Below are 13,080 nucleotides of genomic sequence, written 5' to 3' on the forward strand. Positions count from 1 at the left end.
CGGTCGGGGTCGGTGCGGCGAGGGCGGTCGGGTCTCCCCGGCCGCCCTCGCCGTTGGTATGGACATGTTCAACTTCCGTCCCTACCTTGATACTTGGTCTAGACCTGAATCGTCCGACAGGAACAACCCGCACGCGTGCAGCACGGCCCACGGGACCCCGAGGCCTACGGGGCCCCATGGGCACCACAGAACTCCCCCACGTTCTCCCTGGAGCGACAGCATGCGCAAAAAGACAGGGCTGGCCGCCGTGGCGCTGGGCGTCACGGCCGCCTCGCTCTTCGCGACCGGTACCGCGAGCAGCCACGGCTACACCGACTCCCCGATCAGCCGCCAGAAGCTCTGCGCCAACGGCACGGTGACCAACTGCGGCTCCATCCAGTGGGAGCCGCAGTCGGTCGAGGGCCCCAAGGGCTTCCCGGCCGCCGGCCCCGCCGACGGCACCATCTGCGCCGGCGGGAACTCCCGCTTCGCGCAGCTGGACGACCCGCGCGGCGGCGCCTGGCCGGCGACGAGGGTCACGGCGGGCCAGAGCTACACCTTCCGCTGGCAGTTCACCGCCCGCCACCGCACCACGGACTTCCGCTACTACATCACCAGGAACGGCTGGAACCCGAACAGCAAGCTCACCCGGGCCCAGCTCGACCCCCAGCCGTTCCTCACCGTCCCGTACAACAGCCAGCAGCCGCCGTCGACGCTCTCGCACTCCGGGACCCTCCCGGCGGGCAAGACCGGCAAGCACCTGATCCTCGCGGTGTGGACGATCGCGGACACCGCGAACGCCTTCTACGCCTGCTCGGACGTTCAGTTCTGACGTCCTGTCAGTTACAGTCCCGGCCATGACGGCCAGGACTCGGAAGGTCGGGACACGGGCGGGCGCGGACACCGTCGCGGAGCTCGTACGGTGCCGCTGGGGCGACCACCGGACCGGGCTGAGGGACGAGCACCACACCCTCAGCCACCACCGGGCCGCCGCCGGCGCCGCCGCGCGGGCCGCCCTGCTCGTGGACCTGATGCCACCCCGGCCGGGGGGCGAGCCGCACCTCGGCCTGCTGCTCGACAACACGCCGGAGTACCCGCTCTGGCTCGGCGCGGCGGCCCTCGCGGGGGCCGCCGTCGCCGGCCTCAACCCCACCCGCCGCGGCGCCGAACTGGCCCGCGACATCACCCACACCGCCTGCCGGGTCCTCGTCACCCAGCGCGCCCACCTGCCGCTCCTCGACGGCCTGCCGCTGCCGGGCGTGCGCGTCCTGGTCACCGACACCGAGGCGTACGGGGAGCTCCTCGCGCCCTACGCGGACGCCCGCCCCGGCGACGCCGTCCTCGGCCCCGTCACCCCCGCCACCCGCTACCTCCTCACCTTCACCTCCGGCTCCACCGGCACCCCGAAGGCCGCGCTCCGCAGCCAGGGCGCGGTGGCCTCGGCCGGCGCCTCGCTCGCCCGCGCGTTCTCCGTCACGCCCGACGACACCCACTACGTCTGCATGCCGATGTTCCACGGCAACGCCGTCATCGCCGACTGGGCCCCGGCCCTCGCCGCCGGCGCCGGGATCGCCCTGCGCGCCCGCTTCTCCGCCTCCCGCTTCCTCCCGGACGTCCGCCGCTACGACGCCACCTACTTCACCTACGTGGGCCGCGCCATCCAGTACGTCCTCGCCACCGCGCCAAGGCCCGACGACCGCGACCACCGCCTCCGCCTCGGCTTCGGCACCGAGGCGGGCGCCGTCGACGCGGCCCGCTTCCGCGAACGCTTCGGGGTGCCGCTGGTCGAGGGGTACGGCTCCTCGGAGGGCGGCGCGTCGATCCAGCGCACCCCCGACACCCCGCCCGGCGCGATCGGCCGCGCCGCGCCCGGCGACGACCTGGCCGTCGTCGACCCCGAGACCCTCCGCGAATGCCCGCCGTCCCGCTTCTCGCCCACCGGCCGCCTCCTCAACGCCGACGCGGCCATCGGCGAACTCGTCAACCGAGGCGGCACCGGCACCTTCGAGGGCTACTGGCGCAACCCCGCCGCCGAGGCCGCCCGCCGCCGCGCCGGCTGGTACTGGACCGGAGACCTCTTCCACCGCGACGAAGCCGGCTACCTCTACTTCGCGGGCCGCACCGACGACCGTCTCCGCGTCGACGGCGAGAACCTCGCCGCCGCCATGATCGAGGCGATCCTCTCCCGCTGGCACCGGGCGGCCGGCGTCGCCGTCTACGCCGTCCCCGACCCGGTCTCCGGCGACCAGGTCATGGCGGCCCTGACCCTCCAGCCCGGTACGGACTTCGACCCGGCGGCCTTCGCCGCCTTCCTCGCCGCCCAGCCCGACCTCGGCACGAAGATGCCTCCGCGCTTCGTCCGGATCACCCCCGCCCTCCCCCTCACCGCCACCAACAAGATCCACCGCGTGGCCCTCCGCCGCTCGTCCTTCCTCTGCCCGGACCCGGTCTGGTGGCGCCCGACCCCCACCTCCCCGTACGAACCCCTCACCGCCCCCGCCCTCGCGACCCTCCGCGCGGAGTACACCCGCCACGGCCGCGAACCGGCATGACCGGAGGACGGACAGCCCCTGCGCCAGGTGCTCGGCGAAGAACGCCATGCGGACCCGGGCCAGGCTCTCCGGCGTGACGAGCCAGGGCGGGCACATGGAGCCGGGCGCCCGCGGTCGTGGCCGCCGGGTACCCGCCGGCCGAGAACCCGGCCACGCCGACCGGCCCGAGCGGGCCCTCCGAGGCGAGCCGGTCGAGGACGAAGGCGACGTCCCGGGGCCGCTCCGGCACGCACAGGAAACCCTCGGGCTCGTAGCCGTAGCCGTAGACGTGGCCGTCGCCGTGGTGGTCCGGCGCCACCGCCCGGAACCCGGCCGCGAGCAGCGGCCCGGCCGTGGCGGGCCGCCGGCCGAGCGGCTCGCGCGGGCGCAGGAGGAGACGGGGCGGGTTCTGGCCGAGCTGCGGGAGCTGATCCCCGGCATCCATCCGCAGGTCCTCGCCGTTCTCGCGTACCTCCAGGCTAGAGGAGCGGGGCACGCAGAAGAGGCCCCTCGCTTTCGCGAGGGGCCTCTTCCTGTCGGTGCGCCGCCAGGGACTCGAACCCCGGACCCGCTGATTAAGAGTCAGCTGCTCTAACCAACTGAGCTAGCGGCGCCTGCTGACAGAGAAAATACTACCTGGTCCCGACGGGTGCTCGTGACCGCCCCGCCGGGACCCCGGTGCTCCGCGGCTCAGATCGCCAGCGACAGCACCACCGGGGCCGCCCGCCGGTTCAGCGTGTCGGCGGCCGAGCGCAGCCGGTGGGCGTGCTCGATCGGGAGCGAGAGCGCCAGGCAGCCCACGGCGGAGCCGGCCGTGAGCGGCACCGCGGCGCAGACCGTGCCGACCGCGTACTCCTGGAGGTCGAGGACCGGGACGGTCGGCGGCTGGCTGTCCAGCTTGGAGAAGAGCACCTTCTCGTTGGTGATCGTCCGCGAGGTGAGGCGGGCGATCTTGTGTCGGGAGAGGTGGTCGCGCCGGCCGTTGAGGTCGAGCTGGGTGAGCAGGCACTTGCCGACCGCGCTGGCGTGGGCCGCCGAGCGGAAGTCCACCCACTCGTTGACCTTGGGCGTGCGCGGGCCGTCGGCGAACTGGGTGATCTTCACCTCGCCGTCGATGTACCGGCTGATGTAGACGGCGGCTCCGACGGAGTCGCGCAGTTCGGTGAGGGTCTCCTGGAGCTTGGCCTCCAGGGCGTCGCGGCGGGTCGAGCCGGAGCCGAGGAGGACCAGGGAGTCCCCGATGACGTACGCGCCGTCGGAGACCTGCTCGACGTACCCCTCGCGCCGGAGCATGAGGAGCAGTGACGAGAGGTGGTGGACGGGCAGTCCGGCCTCCCGGGCGATCTGGACGTCCGACACCCCGCCGCCGTGCCGCGAGACCGTCTCGAGGACGCGCAGGGCGTATTGCACCGAGTGGAACGGCGCGGTGGGCTCGGGCTTCAGCGCCACGGTTTCCCCCTACCAGGTTGTGACCGCAAGCTTCCGTACCACGATAGCCGCCAAGGGCCGTTTACGGGGCGGCTGTTGGCGAGAATCGTGCGGAGGATCCCCGCCCTGTACAGGGGCGCACCACTCTGGCATATGACATAGGCATGAGTGAAAGGAAGAGGGTGAGGTCAGAGCGGCGCCGACCCTCGCTCGCGCAGGCGTTCGGGCGACGGGCGGACGAAGATTCTCTGCGGGGAAGCGGACCCGGACGCAGATCCTCCGGTGGCCGGAATGTGACCCCCGCCACCCGGATCACACCCTTCGTCCCGTAATCGGGCGGCATGGAATAAGTGCCACCGCACCCCTGTTGCCGCTCCGATGGACGACGTACCCGATGGAGGAAGGACCGGACGGTGAGCGAGACCGGCAGCCAGGCAGACACGGACGCGACGGGCGACGCCATACGCGGGGAGGCCCCGGGCTCCGCCCCCGTACCCCTCTCCGTCCTCGACCTGGTGACCGTGGGCAGCGGCTCCACCGCGAGCCGGTCGCTCGCCGGCAGCGTGGAGCTGAGCCGGCTCGCCGAGCGGCGCGGCTACCACCGGCACTGGGTGGCCGAGCACCACTCGATGCCCGGGGTCGCCTCCTCCTCCCCGGCCGTGATCCTCGCCCACCTCGCCGCCCACACCAGCCGCATCCGGCTCGGCTCCGGCGGCGTGATGCTCCCCAACCACGCCCCGCTGGTGATCGCCGAGCAGTTCGGCACCCTGGAGGCGCTCGCCCCGGGCCGGATCGACCTCGGCCTCGGCCGCGCCCCCGGCACCGACGGCGCCACCGCCGCCGCCCTGCGCCGCACCGACACTCCCAACGAGGGTGCCGACGACTTTCCCGAGCAGCTTGCCGAGCTGACCCGGTTCCTGGACGACGACTTCCCCGACGCCCACCGCTACGCCCGGATCCACGCCGTGCCGGGCCCCGTGCAGGGCCCGAAGGGCCGCCCCCCGGTCTGGCTGCTCGGCTCCTCCGGCTTCAGCGCCCGGCTCGCCGGACTCCTCGGGCTGCCCTTCGCCTTCGCCCACCACTTCTCGGCCCGCCACACGATCCCGGCGCTCGACCTCTACCGGCAGTCCTTCCGCCCCTCCGCCGTGCTCGACGCGCCCTACGCCCTCATCGGCGTCGGCGCCCTCGCCGCCGACGAGGAGCGCGAGGCGTACCGCCAGGTGCTCACCGGCGCGCTGTCGATGCTGCGGCTGCGCACCGGCCGGCCGGGGCTGATCCCGACGCCGGAGGAGGCGGAGGCGTACGGATTCAGCCCGGTGGAGCGGGAGTTCACCGACAGCTGGCTGGCGAACGTGGTGTACGGCACCCCGGACGCGGTCCGCGCGGGCCTGGACGAGCTCCAGAAGCGGACCGGCGCCGACGAGCTGATGCTGACCGCCAACGTGCACGGCGGCGAGGCGCGGCTGCGGAGCTACGAACTCGTCGCGGACGCCTACGACATGCCTCAGTCGGGCTGAATCCCGGATTCCGGATGAGCGACTGGTTCACCTTCGAACCACCTCACCGGCTTCCCTAAGGAAACCTTAAACCGCTCGTCACACATGGTGGCGAGCGGTTTCGTTTTGTGCTGCACGCCTCTGACGAGGGCTTTCACCCTCAAATTGGTCTAGTCCTCAATCTGGTTCAGACCATTGACGCGCCGTTGATGCGGGGGCTATCACTTCTCCAACTCCTGTACGGCACCACCAGTACCCCCCATCGGAGGACGCTCGTGCACCCCCGTAAGTCATTGATCGCCGCGCTGCTCAGCTCGGCCCTCGCGGCCGGCGCCCTCGCCGCCACCGCGGGCCTCGGCTCCGCCCAGGCCGCCGACGCCTCGACCACCGCCTCCGCCGGCGGGGTGCGCATCGCGTACTACGACCAGTGGAGCGTGTACGGCAACGCGTTCTACCCGAAGCACCTCGACACGCGGGGCATCGCGAGCCAGCTCGACGTCATCAACTACTCGTTCGGCAACATCCACCCGACGAACCTCACGTGTTTCATGGCCAACAAGGCCGCGGGTGACGACAACAACCCGAACGCGGGCGACGGCGCCGGCGACTCCTACGCCGACTACCAGAAGTCCTTCTCCGCGGCCGACTCCGTCGACGGCGTCGCCGACAAGTGGGACCAGCCGATCGTGGGCGTCTTCAACCAGTTCAAGGAACTGAAGGCGAAGTACCCCCACCTGAAGATCAACATCTCGCTCGGCGGCTGGACCTACTCCAAGTACTTCCACGACGCGGCCAAGACGGACGCGAGCCGCAAGAAGCTCGTCTCCTCCTGCATCGACCAGTACATCAAGGGCAACCTCCCGGTCGAGGGCGGCTTCGGCGGCGCGGGCACCGCGGCCGGCATCTTCGACGGCATCGACATCGACTGGGAGTACCCCGGCTCCTCCGGCGGCCACCTGGGCAACCACTACGGCCCCGAGGACAAGCAGAACTTCACCCTGCTCCTCGCCGAGTTCCGCAAGCAGCTCGACGCGTACGGCGCGGCCGACGGCGGCAAGAAGTACCTGCTGACCGCGGCCCTCCCGGCCGGCCAGGACAAGATCAAGTACATCGAGACGGACAAGATCGGCGCGTACCTCGACTACGCGAACATCATGACGTACGACATGCACGGCGCCTGGGACGGCGACGGGCCGACGTACCACCAGTCCCCGCTGTACTCCGGCTCGAACGACCCGACCGACGTGATCGCGCCGGGCCAGGAGAAGTACTCGATCGACGCCGCCATCGACTCCTGGATCGACGGCAACCCGACCTACGGCATCACCGGCGGCTTCCCCGCGAACAAGCTGACGCTGGGCTACGAGTTCTACTACCGCGGCTGGAAGGGCGTGCCCGCCGGCACCACCAACGGCCTCGCGCAGACCGCCACCGGCGGCTCCAACGCCCGCCCGCTGAGCCAGCAGGCCGGCATCGCCCACTACAAGGAGCTGGGCGGCGTCGTCGACAACGCGTCGACCACCTTCTGGGACGACCAGGCCAAGTCCTCGTACTTCTACAAGGACGGCGAGTTCTTCACCGGCCTGAACCAGAAGTCCATCCAGGAGCGGGTGAACTACGGCAAGCAGCGCGGCCTGGCCGGCGCGATGATGTACTCCCTCCTCGGCCTGGACGAGAACGTCACCCTGCTGAAGCAGATCAACACCGCGCTCGGCGGCACCACCGTCCCGCCGACCACGCCGCCCACCACGCCGCCCACGACGGAGCCGACCACGCCTCCGACCACCACCCCGCCGACCACGCCTCCGACCACGGAGCCCCCGGCCGGCTGCGGCTCGGTCCCGGCCTACGTCGCCGGCACGGTCTACAACGCGGGCAACGTGGTCTCCCACAACGGCCGCACGTACAAGGCCAAGTGGTGGACCCAGAACGAGACCCCCGGCACCACGGGCGAGTGGGGCGTCTGGCAGGACCTCGGCGCCTGCTGAGGCCCTGACCGCACCACCGCGTGGCACCGCACCGCGCGACACCGCATGAACCGCTGCCCCCGCCCGGAATGTCCCTCCGGCCGGGGGCAGTCCCATGCCCGCGCGTTCCCCTCCGGATTCAGACCCGCAGCGGCGTCGTGCCCTCGATCATCGCGGCGATGCGCTCCGGGGCCACCGCCCGCGAGTAGAGCCAGCCCTGCCCGGTGTCGCAGCCGATCCGCCGCAGCCGCGCCGCCTGCCCGGCGGTCTCCACGCACTCGGCCGTCACCGTCAGACCGAGCCGGTGGGCGAGCTGCACCAGCGCCTCCACGATCAGCTCGTCCGCCGGGTTGGCGTGCTCCTGGTCCTGGAAGCCGCGCACGAAGGAGCCGTCCAGCTTGAGGACGGAGACCGGCAGCCGGCTCAGATACGCCAGGTTCGAATAGCCGGTGCCGAAGTCGTCGATGGCGATCCGCACGCCCATGTCGCTGAGGGCCTGGAGGGCCTGGAGCGGGCGGCCCGCCGAGCCCATCACCGCGGACTCGGTCAGCTCCAGCTGGAGCAGGTGCGGGGCGAGCCCGGTCTCGGCGAGGATCCCCGCCACGTCCGCCACCAGGTCGGAGTCCCAGACCTGGCGGACCGCCACGTTCACGCTCACGAAGAGCGGGCGCTCGCGCGGATGGTCCTTCTGCCACTGCCGGGCCTGCTCGCAGGCGGTGCGCAGCACCCACCGCCCGAGCTCCACGATCGAGCCGTCCTCCTCGGCGATCGCGACGAACCGATTCGGCGGCAGTACCCCGAACTGCGGGTGGTTCCACCGCACCAGCGCCTCCACCCCGCGCACCGCCCCGCCGGCCAGATCGACCAGCGGCTGGTACTCCAGGGCGAACTCCCCGCGCTCCACCGCCGGGCGGAGGGTGGAGGAGAGCGACTGCCTTGTCATCCGGTGCGCGTTGCGCTCCGGGTCGAAGAGCGTCCACCGGGCCTTGCCGTCGGCCTTCGCCCAGTACAGCGTGGTGTCGGCGGCCTGCATCAGGCCGGTGGCGGTGGTGCCGGGGGCGGCGCGCTCGACGACGCCGATGGAGGCCGAGACGGAGAGCCGCTGCCCGCCGAGGTCGAAGGGCCGCTCCAGGGCGGCGAGCACCGAGCGGGCCAGGTCGGCGAGTTGTTCCGTACCGGTGGAGTCCTCGACCAGGACGGCGAACTCGTCGCCGCCGAGCCGGGCCACGAGGTGGCCGCCGCTGCGGGTGTAGCCGGCGCTGTCGGCGCACTCGGTGAGCCGCCCGGCGACGGCGGCGAGCAGCCGGTCGCCGACCCGGTGCCCGAGCGTGTCGTTGACCGCCTTGAAACCGTCGAGGTCCAGGTAGCAGAGGCCGATCCGCCCTGTTCTGCCATGGCTGTGTGATCGGTACGACCGGTACGAGTGGGGGGAGCGGTACGGCTCCGGGGCGCCGGCCGGCTCGGTCGGCCCGGCCGCGCCGGTGGCCGCCTCGACGCTCTCCGCCGCCGCGCACTCCAGGGCGGCCGAGAGGCGCTCGAAGAAGAGCGCCCGGTTGGGCAGCCGGGTCACCGGGTCGTGCATCTGGAGGTGGCGCAGCCGGGCCTGGAGCTCGCGCCGCTCGCTGATGTCGGCGACGGAGAGCAGCACCCGGCCGGTGTCGGGGACCGGGGCGACGGTGACCTCGGCCCACAGCTTGCGTCCGTCGGGGTGCTTGAGCCGGCGGGTGCAGCGGAAGCGGGAGCGGCGGCCGCGCAGCACCTCGCGGTAGGCGTGCCAGGTGCGTCCGTCGGCGGCGAGGTCCACGAGGTCGGCGGCGGCCTGCTCGCGCAGGGCGGCGCCGTCGGTGCCGAGGAGGGCGCCGAGGGAGTCGTTGGCGGCGACGACCAGGCCGTCCCGGTCCACGAGGGCCATGGCGAGCCGGGAGGCGCGGAAGGCGGCCCGGTAGTCGCGGAGTTCACGCTCCGTGAGTGCCGGGCGGGCCGGCGGGATGCCGGGCGGTTCTGGGTGTGCCGGTCCTTCGGGGGTTCCGCTCACCGCTCGCTCCCGTGGTGCTGGGGGGCCGTTCACATGTGGTCAGGATGGTCGGCCTCCGGACAAGTCTGCCGATCATAGAGGCAGCCCGGGGGGCCGTTCCAGCTCCTGGGCGGGCGAGCGGGGGCGCGGACGGTGTGAGTCCGGACACCGGGCGCCGCCCCCTCGACCGATTCCTTCCGGGTCTGACGCACGGCGTCGTCGGGATGACCGAATGTGACTGTCAGTGAGGTGGACTGCGATCGCCTCGCGTCCACCGGACGCCACGCTCTCACCCGACCGGGGCAGCGGAAACATGCGAAACACCGCGAACCATCACAAGGTGGGGGAGGTGTCCCGCACTCGCGAACCGGAGGTCCACGTGGAGGGTCAGCAGCCACCCGGGGGAGTGGAGCGCTCCCGGCTGCGCGCCGGAGCCGCCTCGTTCACGGCGCTCGCCGCGCTCGCGGCCACCGGCCTGGTCGCCGGGCCCGCCGTGGCCGCGCCCTCGGCCGGCCCCTGCGCCCTGCCCCGTGCCGCCGTCCACCACTCGCTCGGCCTCGACAGCTGGAACGGCTCCTATCCGCGCCCCGAGCGCACGCTCGACGCGGTCATGATCTTCCTGTCGTTCCCGGACGCCACCCCGCTGACCACCCCGGAGGAGCTGACCGCCGACCACTTCCCGGCCACCACCGACTTCTTCCGGCGGGCCTCCTACGGCCGCTTCACCCTGCGCCCGCACCCCCGCGCCGCCTGGACGCCGATGCCCCACCCGTCCACGGAGTACGACATACGGCGTGACTGGGACGCCGGGAAGCGGGCCGACTACCTGCGGGACGCGGTCGCCGCGGTCGACGACTCCGTGGACTTCTCCCGGTACGACATCGTCTACCTGGTCGCCGACCCGGACGCGCCCGGCGTCGACTCGGACGCCACCAAGGTGGTCAACCTGGAGCGCCCGCTGGAGGCCGACGGGGCGAAGATCCGGCGGGTCGTCACTGTCTTCGAGCGGCACCCGCCGGACCGGAACGTCCTCGCCCACGAGACCGGCCACGTCTTCGACCTGCCCGACCTCTACCGCCGCCCGGTCGACGGCAAGGGCGACTGGGACACCCATGTGGGCGACTGGGACGTCATGGGCAGCCAGTTCGGCCTCGCCCCCGACCCCTTCGGCTGGCACAAGTGGAAGCTCGGCTGGCTCGACCGCTCCCAGGTGACCTGCGTCCAGGGCGGCGAGCCGCGCGTGGTCGCCCTGGAGCCCGTCTCCGCCGCCCCCGCGACCCCCGCGGCCCGCTCCACCCGGCTCGCCGTCGTCCGCACGGGCCGGGACAGCGTCCTCGCGATCGAGGCCCGCGCCGCCACCGGCAACGACGCCGACACCTGCACCGAGGGCGTCCTCGTCTACCGGGTCGAGGCCCGCGCGGCCTCCGGCGAGGGCCCGGTCCAGGTCGTCGACGCCCACCCGGACACCGAGGCCTGCTGGGAGCGCTCGGTCTACCCGCCGCTCGCGGACGCCCCCCTGGAGGTCGGCGAGACGCTCACCGTGCCCGGCACGGACGTCCGCGTCGAGGTCTCCGACCGCAGCGGGTCCGGCGTCTGGACGGTGAAGATCACCCCACCGGGCGCGAACTGAAGCGGACATGCAAGAAGGCCCCCTCGCTTCCGCGAGGGGGCCTTCTCCGTCTGTGCGCCGCCAGGGACTCGAACCCCGGACCCGCTGATTAAGAGTCAGCTGCTCTAACCAACTGAGCTAGCGGCGCCTGCTGACGTCGTAGACATTAGCACCCTCACCCGCGGGAGCGAAAATCGATACCCGCACGTCGGCCGCGGAAACCGTCCGGGCGGCCCGGACGCAGGCCCAGAGCACCACCTCGGGCCCCGGCAGCCACGGGCTGCGGGTGTCGGGGGCGACCAGCCACCGGGGCCCGGCGGACTCCTCCCCGGCCGGCACCAGCGGCGGCACGGTCACCGCGTCGCCCGTCCCGTGGCAGATCGGCCGCGGCACGGCCTCCCCCCACTCCTCCCAGTCGAGGAGCGCGGGCAGCCGCTGGGCGGTCCCCGGCGCGGCGAAGAGCAGCGTCCGGCCCCGGTGCGAGGCGACCGGACCCGAGCCCGGGCCCTCCTCCCACAGCCGGTCCAGCATCCGCCGCCCGAAGACCGGGTCCACGTTGACGACGTCGAAGGCCGTCCCGCAGGGCAGCACCGCCGGCGACTCCGGCCGCGCCTCCCAGCGCGCCAGCGCCGCCCCGGGCTCCCCGCCGGCCGCCGACGCCAGCCAGGCGGCGCCGTCCGCCGTCACCCGGGCCGTCTGGTGCCGGTCCTCGTCACCCGCCCGCAGGAAGCGGAGGACGCCGTACGGGGTGTACGGGGTGGTCTCGTCGCGCAGCCAGGTCGTCGTCGTCATGGAACAGGTCTACCGCCGGTGACGGACCGGACGCCGGGAGTCGCGAAAAGGCGGACAGGGCCGACCCCGGGGGAGTATCGTGCGCGCCGCATAAGGCCCGGCGCATACGGCCTCACGCATATGCCGAACGCCCGTTCTCCCCTTCCCCCGGGCGGCTCAGTCCTCCGCGGGCCGCCCCTCCGCGCGGATCAGGTCCCGCCCGAACTCGATCATCTTCCGCGCGTAGTCCTCGGTCCACGCCGCCCGCTCGGCGACGTCCGCCGCCGTCAGCCGGTCGAACCGCTTCGGATCGGCGAGCTGCGCCGCCGCCACGGCCTGGAACTCGACCGCCCGGTCCGTCGCCGCCCGGAACGCCAGGGTCAGCTCGGTCGCCCGGGCCAGCAGCTCCTTCGGGTCCTCGATCGACTCCAGGTCGAAGAAGTGCTCAGGATCGGCGGTCGCCTCGGCAGGCTCGAAGACCAGGGGCGCCGGCCGCAACCGCCGCTGTCCGCTCCGCTCCAGGTGTTCCGCCATCTTTCCGCTCCTCCTCGCACCCGCACAGGCCCGGGACGCCGGACCACCCCCATTCTCCCGCGCCCCGCAAGACCGCCTCCGGGGTCAGCCCCCGAGGCCGCGCAGCAGCATCCGGAGCCCGCCGGAGAACTCCTCGTCGGGGGTGACGCCACCGGCGTCCCGGGCGGTCGCCGTCAGCAGCGGGAAGGTGTCGACGGGCAGGCCGGCGATCGTCTCCGTACCCGACCCCGCCAGCGGGCCCCGGTGCTCCAGCTGGATCGCCCCGGTCACGTACGCGTGGAGCGCGCGCAGTGCGACCACCCGTCGGGGGCCGTCGATCCCGGCCTCGGTGAGGATGCCGAGCACCGTCTCCGACCAGCGCAGTCCGCCGGGGGAGCGGTGGCGGTGGGTGAGGGTGAGCGGGACGGCCTCCGGATGGCGGGCGACGGCCTCGCGCAGCCGCCCGGTCATGAGCTCGACCCGTTCGCGCCACGGCGTGTCGCGGGGCGGCGGGGTCGTGTCGACCGCCCCGAGGATCCGGTCGACGACCAGCCGTTCCAGCTCCTCGCGGTCGGAGACGTACCGGTAGAGCCCCATCGGGCTCATGCCGAGCTCCTTGGCGGCGGTGCGCATGGAGAGGGCCGCGAGGCCGTCGCGGTCGACGACGGCCAGCGCGGCGGCGGCGAGCCGTTCGGGGGTGAGGGAGCGGGGTCGTGGCATGGCGCTTGACAGCGTACGCCCTACGCCTACACCGTTAGGAGTACGTCGTACG

Annotated in this window: 10 protein-coding genes and 2 tRNA genes; 5 read left to right on the top strand and 7 right to left on the bottom strand. The window is 72.9% G+C overall.

Annotation, left to right across the window (positions count from 1 at the left end):
* The first annotated feature begins 220 nt into the window (after nucleotides 1–220).
* On the top strand, nucleotides 221–811 hold the full coding sequence (locus HHL19_RS00635; protein ID WP_169084436.1) for a lytic polysaccharide monooxygenase: 591 nt from the start codon (nucleotides 221–223) through the stop codon (nucleotides 809–811).
* Between the two features lie 25 nt (nucleotides 812–836).
* Entirely contained in the window at nucleotides 837–2,531 is a 1,695-nt protein-coding gene (locus tag HHL19_RS00640; protein ID WP_169084438.1) for an AMP-binding protein, read from the top strand.
* A 519-nt stretch (nucleotides 2,532–3,050) separates the two neighbouring features.
* Here the strand turns inward: HHL19_RS00640 and HHL19_RS00645 are convergent.
* Nucleotides 3,051–3,124 (bottom strand) — tRNA-Lys (locus HHL19_RS00645).
* 76 nt (nucleotides 3,125–3,200) lie between these two features.
* Nucleotides 3,201–3,959, bottom strand: coding sequence for an IclR family transcriptional regulator C-terminal domain-containing protein (locus tag HHL19_RS00650; RefSeq protein WP_169084440.1), 759 nt, complete (start codon nucleotides 3,957–3,959; stop codon nucleotides 3,201–3,203).
* A gap of 392 nt (nucleotides 3,960–4,351) precedes the next feature.
* Here HHL19_RS00650 and HHL19_RS00655 point away from each other — a divergent pair, with 392 nt between their 5' ends.
* Nucleotides 4,352–5,455 (top strand): LLM class flavin-dependent oxidoreductase, encoded by a 1,104-nt coding sequence (locus HHL19_RS00655; protein ID WP_169084442.1) that lies wholly within the window; start codon nucleotides 4,352–4,354, stop codon nucleotides 5,453–5,455.
* Between the two features lie 254 nt (nucleotides 5,456–5,709).
* Nucleotides 5,710–7,422 carry a glycosyl hydrolase family 18 protein gene (locus HHL19_RS00660; RefSeq protein ID WP_169084444.1) on the top strand — a complete coding sequence of 571 codons (1,713 nt, stop codon included), beginning with the start codon at nucleotides 5,710–5,712 and terminating at the stop codon, nucleotides 7,420–7,422.
* 118 nt (nucleotides 7,423–7,540) lie between these two features.
* On the opposite strand, the gene HHL19_RS00665 is transcribed toward HHL19_RS00660, so the two are convergent.
* On the bottom strand, nucleotides 7,541–9,313 hold the full coding sequence (locus tag HHL19_RS00665) for an EAL domain-containing protein (protein ID WP_206324542.1): 1,773 nt from the start codon (nucleotides 9,311–9,313) through the stop codon (nucleotides 7,541–7,543).
* A 481-nt stretch (nucleotides 9,314–9,794) separates the two neighbouring features.
* On the opposite strand from HHL19_RS00665, the gene HHL19_RS00670 reads away from it, so the two are divergent.
* Complete coding sequence (locus HHL19_RS00670; protein ID WP_346768258.1) at nucleotides 9,795–11,045, top strand: M6 family metalloprotease domain-containing protein; 1,251 nt, start codon at nucleotides 9,795–9,797, stop codon at nucleotides 11,043–11,045.
* 53 nt (nucleotides 11,046–11,098) lie between these two features.
* Here HHL19_RS00670 and HHL19_RS00675 read toward each other — a convergent pair.
* From HHL19_RS00675 to HHL19_RS00690, 4 genes are all read right to left on the bottom strand, one after another.
* Nucleotides 11,099–11,172: transfer RNA gene (locus HHL19_RS00675), tRNA-Lys, on the bottom strand.
* Nucleotides 11,163–11,816 carry a hypothetical protein gene (locus HHL19_RS00680; protein WP_169084449.1) on the bottom strand — a complete coding sequence of 218 codons (654 nt, stop codon included), beginning with the start codon at nucleotides 11,814–11,816 and terminating at the stop codon, nucleotides 11,163–11,165. The genes HHL19_RS00675 and HHL19_RS00680 overlap by 10 nt, the downstream gene beginning before the upstream one ends.
* Before the next feature lie 156 nt (nucleotides 11,817–11,972).
* Nucleotides 11,973–12,329, bottom strand: a complete 357-nt coding sequence (locus tag HHL19_RS00685) for a hypothetical protein (RefSeq protein ID WP_169084451.1) — start codon at nucleotides 12,327–12,329, stop codon at nucleotides 11,973–11,975.
* 84 nt (nucleotides 12,330–12,413) lie between these two features.
* The gene (locus HHL19_RS00690) at nucleotides 12,414–13,028 is read right to left on the bottom strand and encodes a TetR/AcrR family transcriptional regulator C-terminal domain-containing protein (RefSeq protein WP_169084453.1); all 615 of its coding nucleotides are present in this window, start codon (nucleotides 13,026–13,028) and stop codon (nucleotides 12,414–12,416) included.
* Nucleotides 13,029–13,080 lie beyond the last annotated feature (52 nt).

The sequence above is a fragment of the Streptomyces sp. R302 genome (genome assembly GCF_012927245.1).
In the GTDB taxonomy this organism is placed as follows: domain Bacteria; phylum Actinomycetota; class Actinomycetes; order Streptomycetales; family Streptomycetaceae; genus Streptomyces.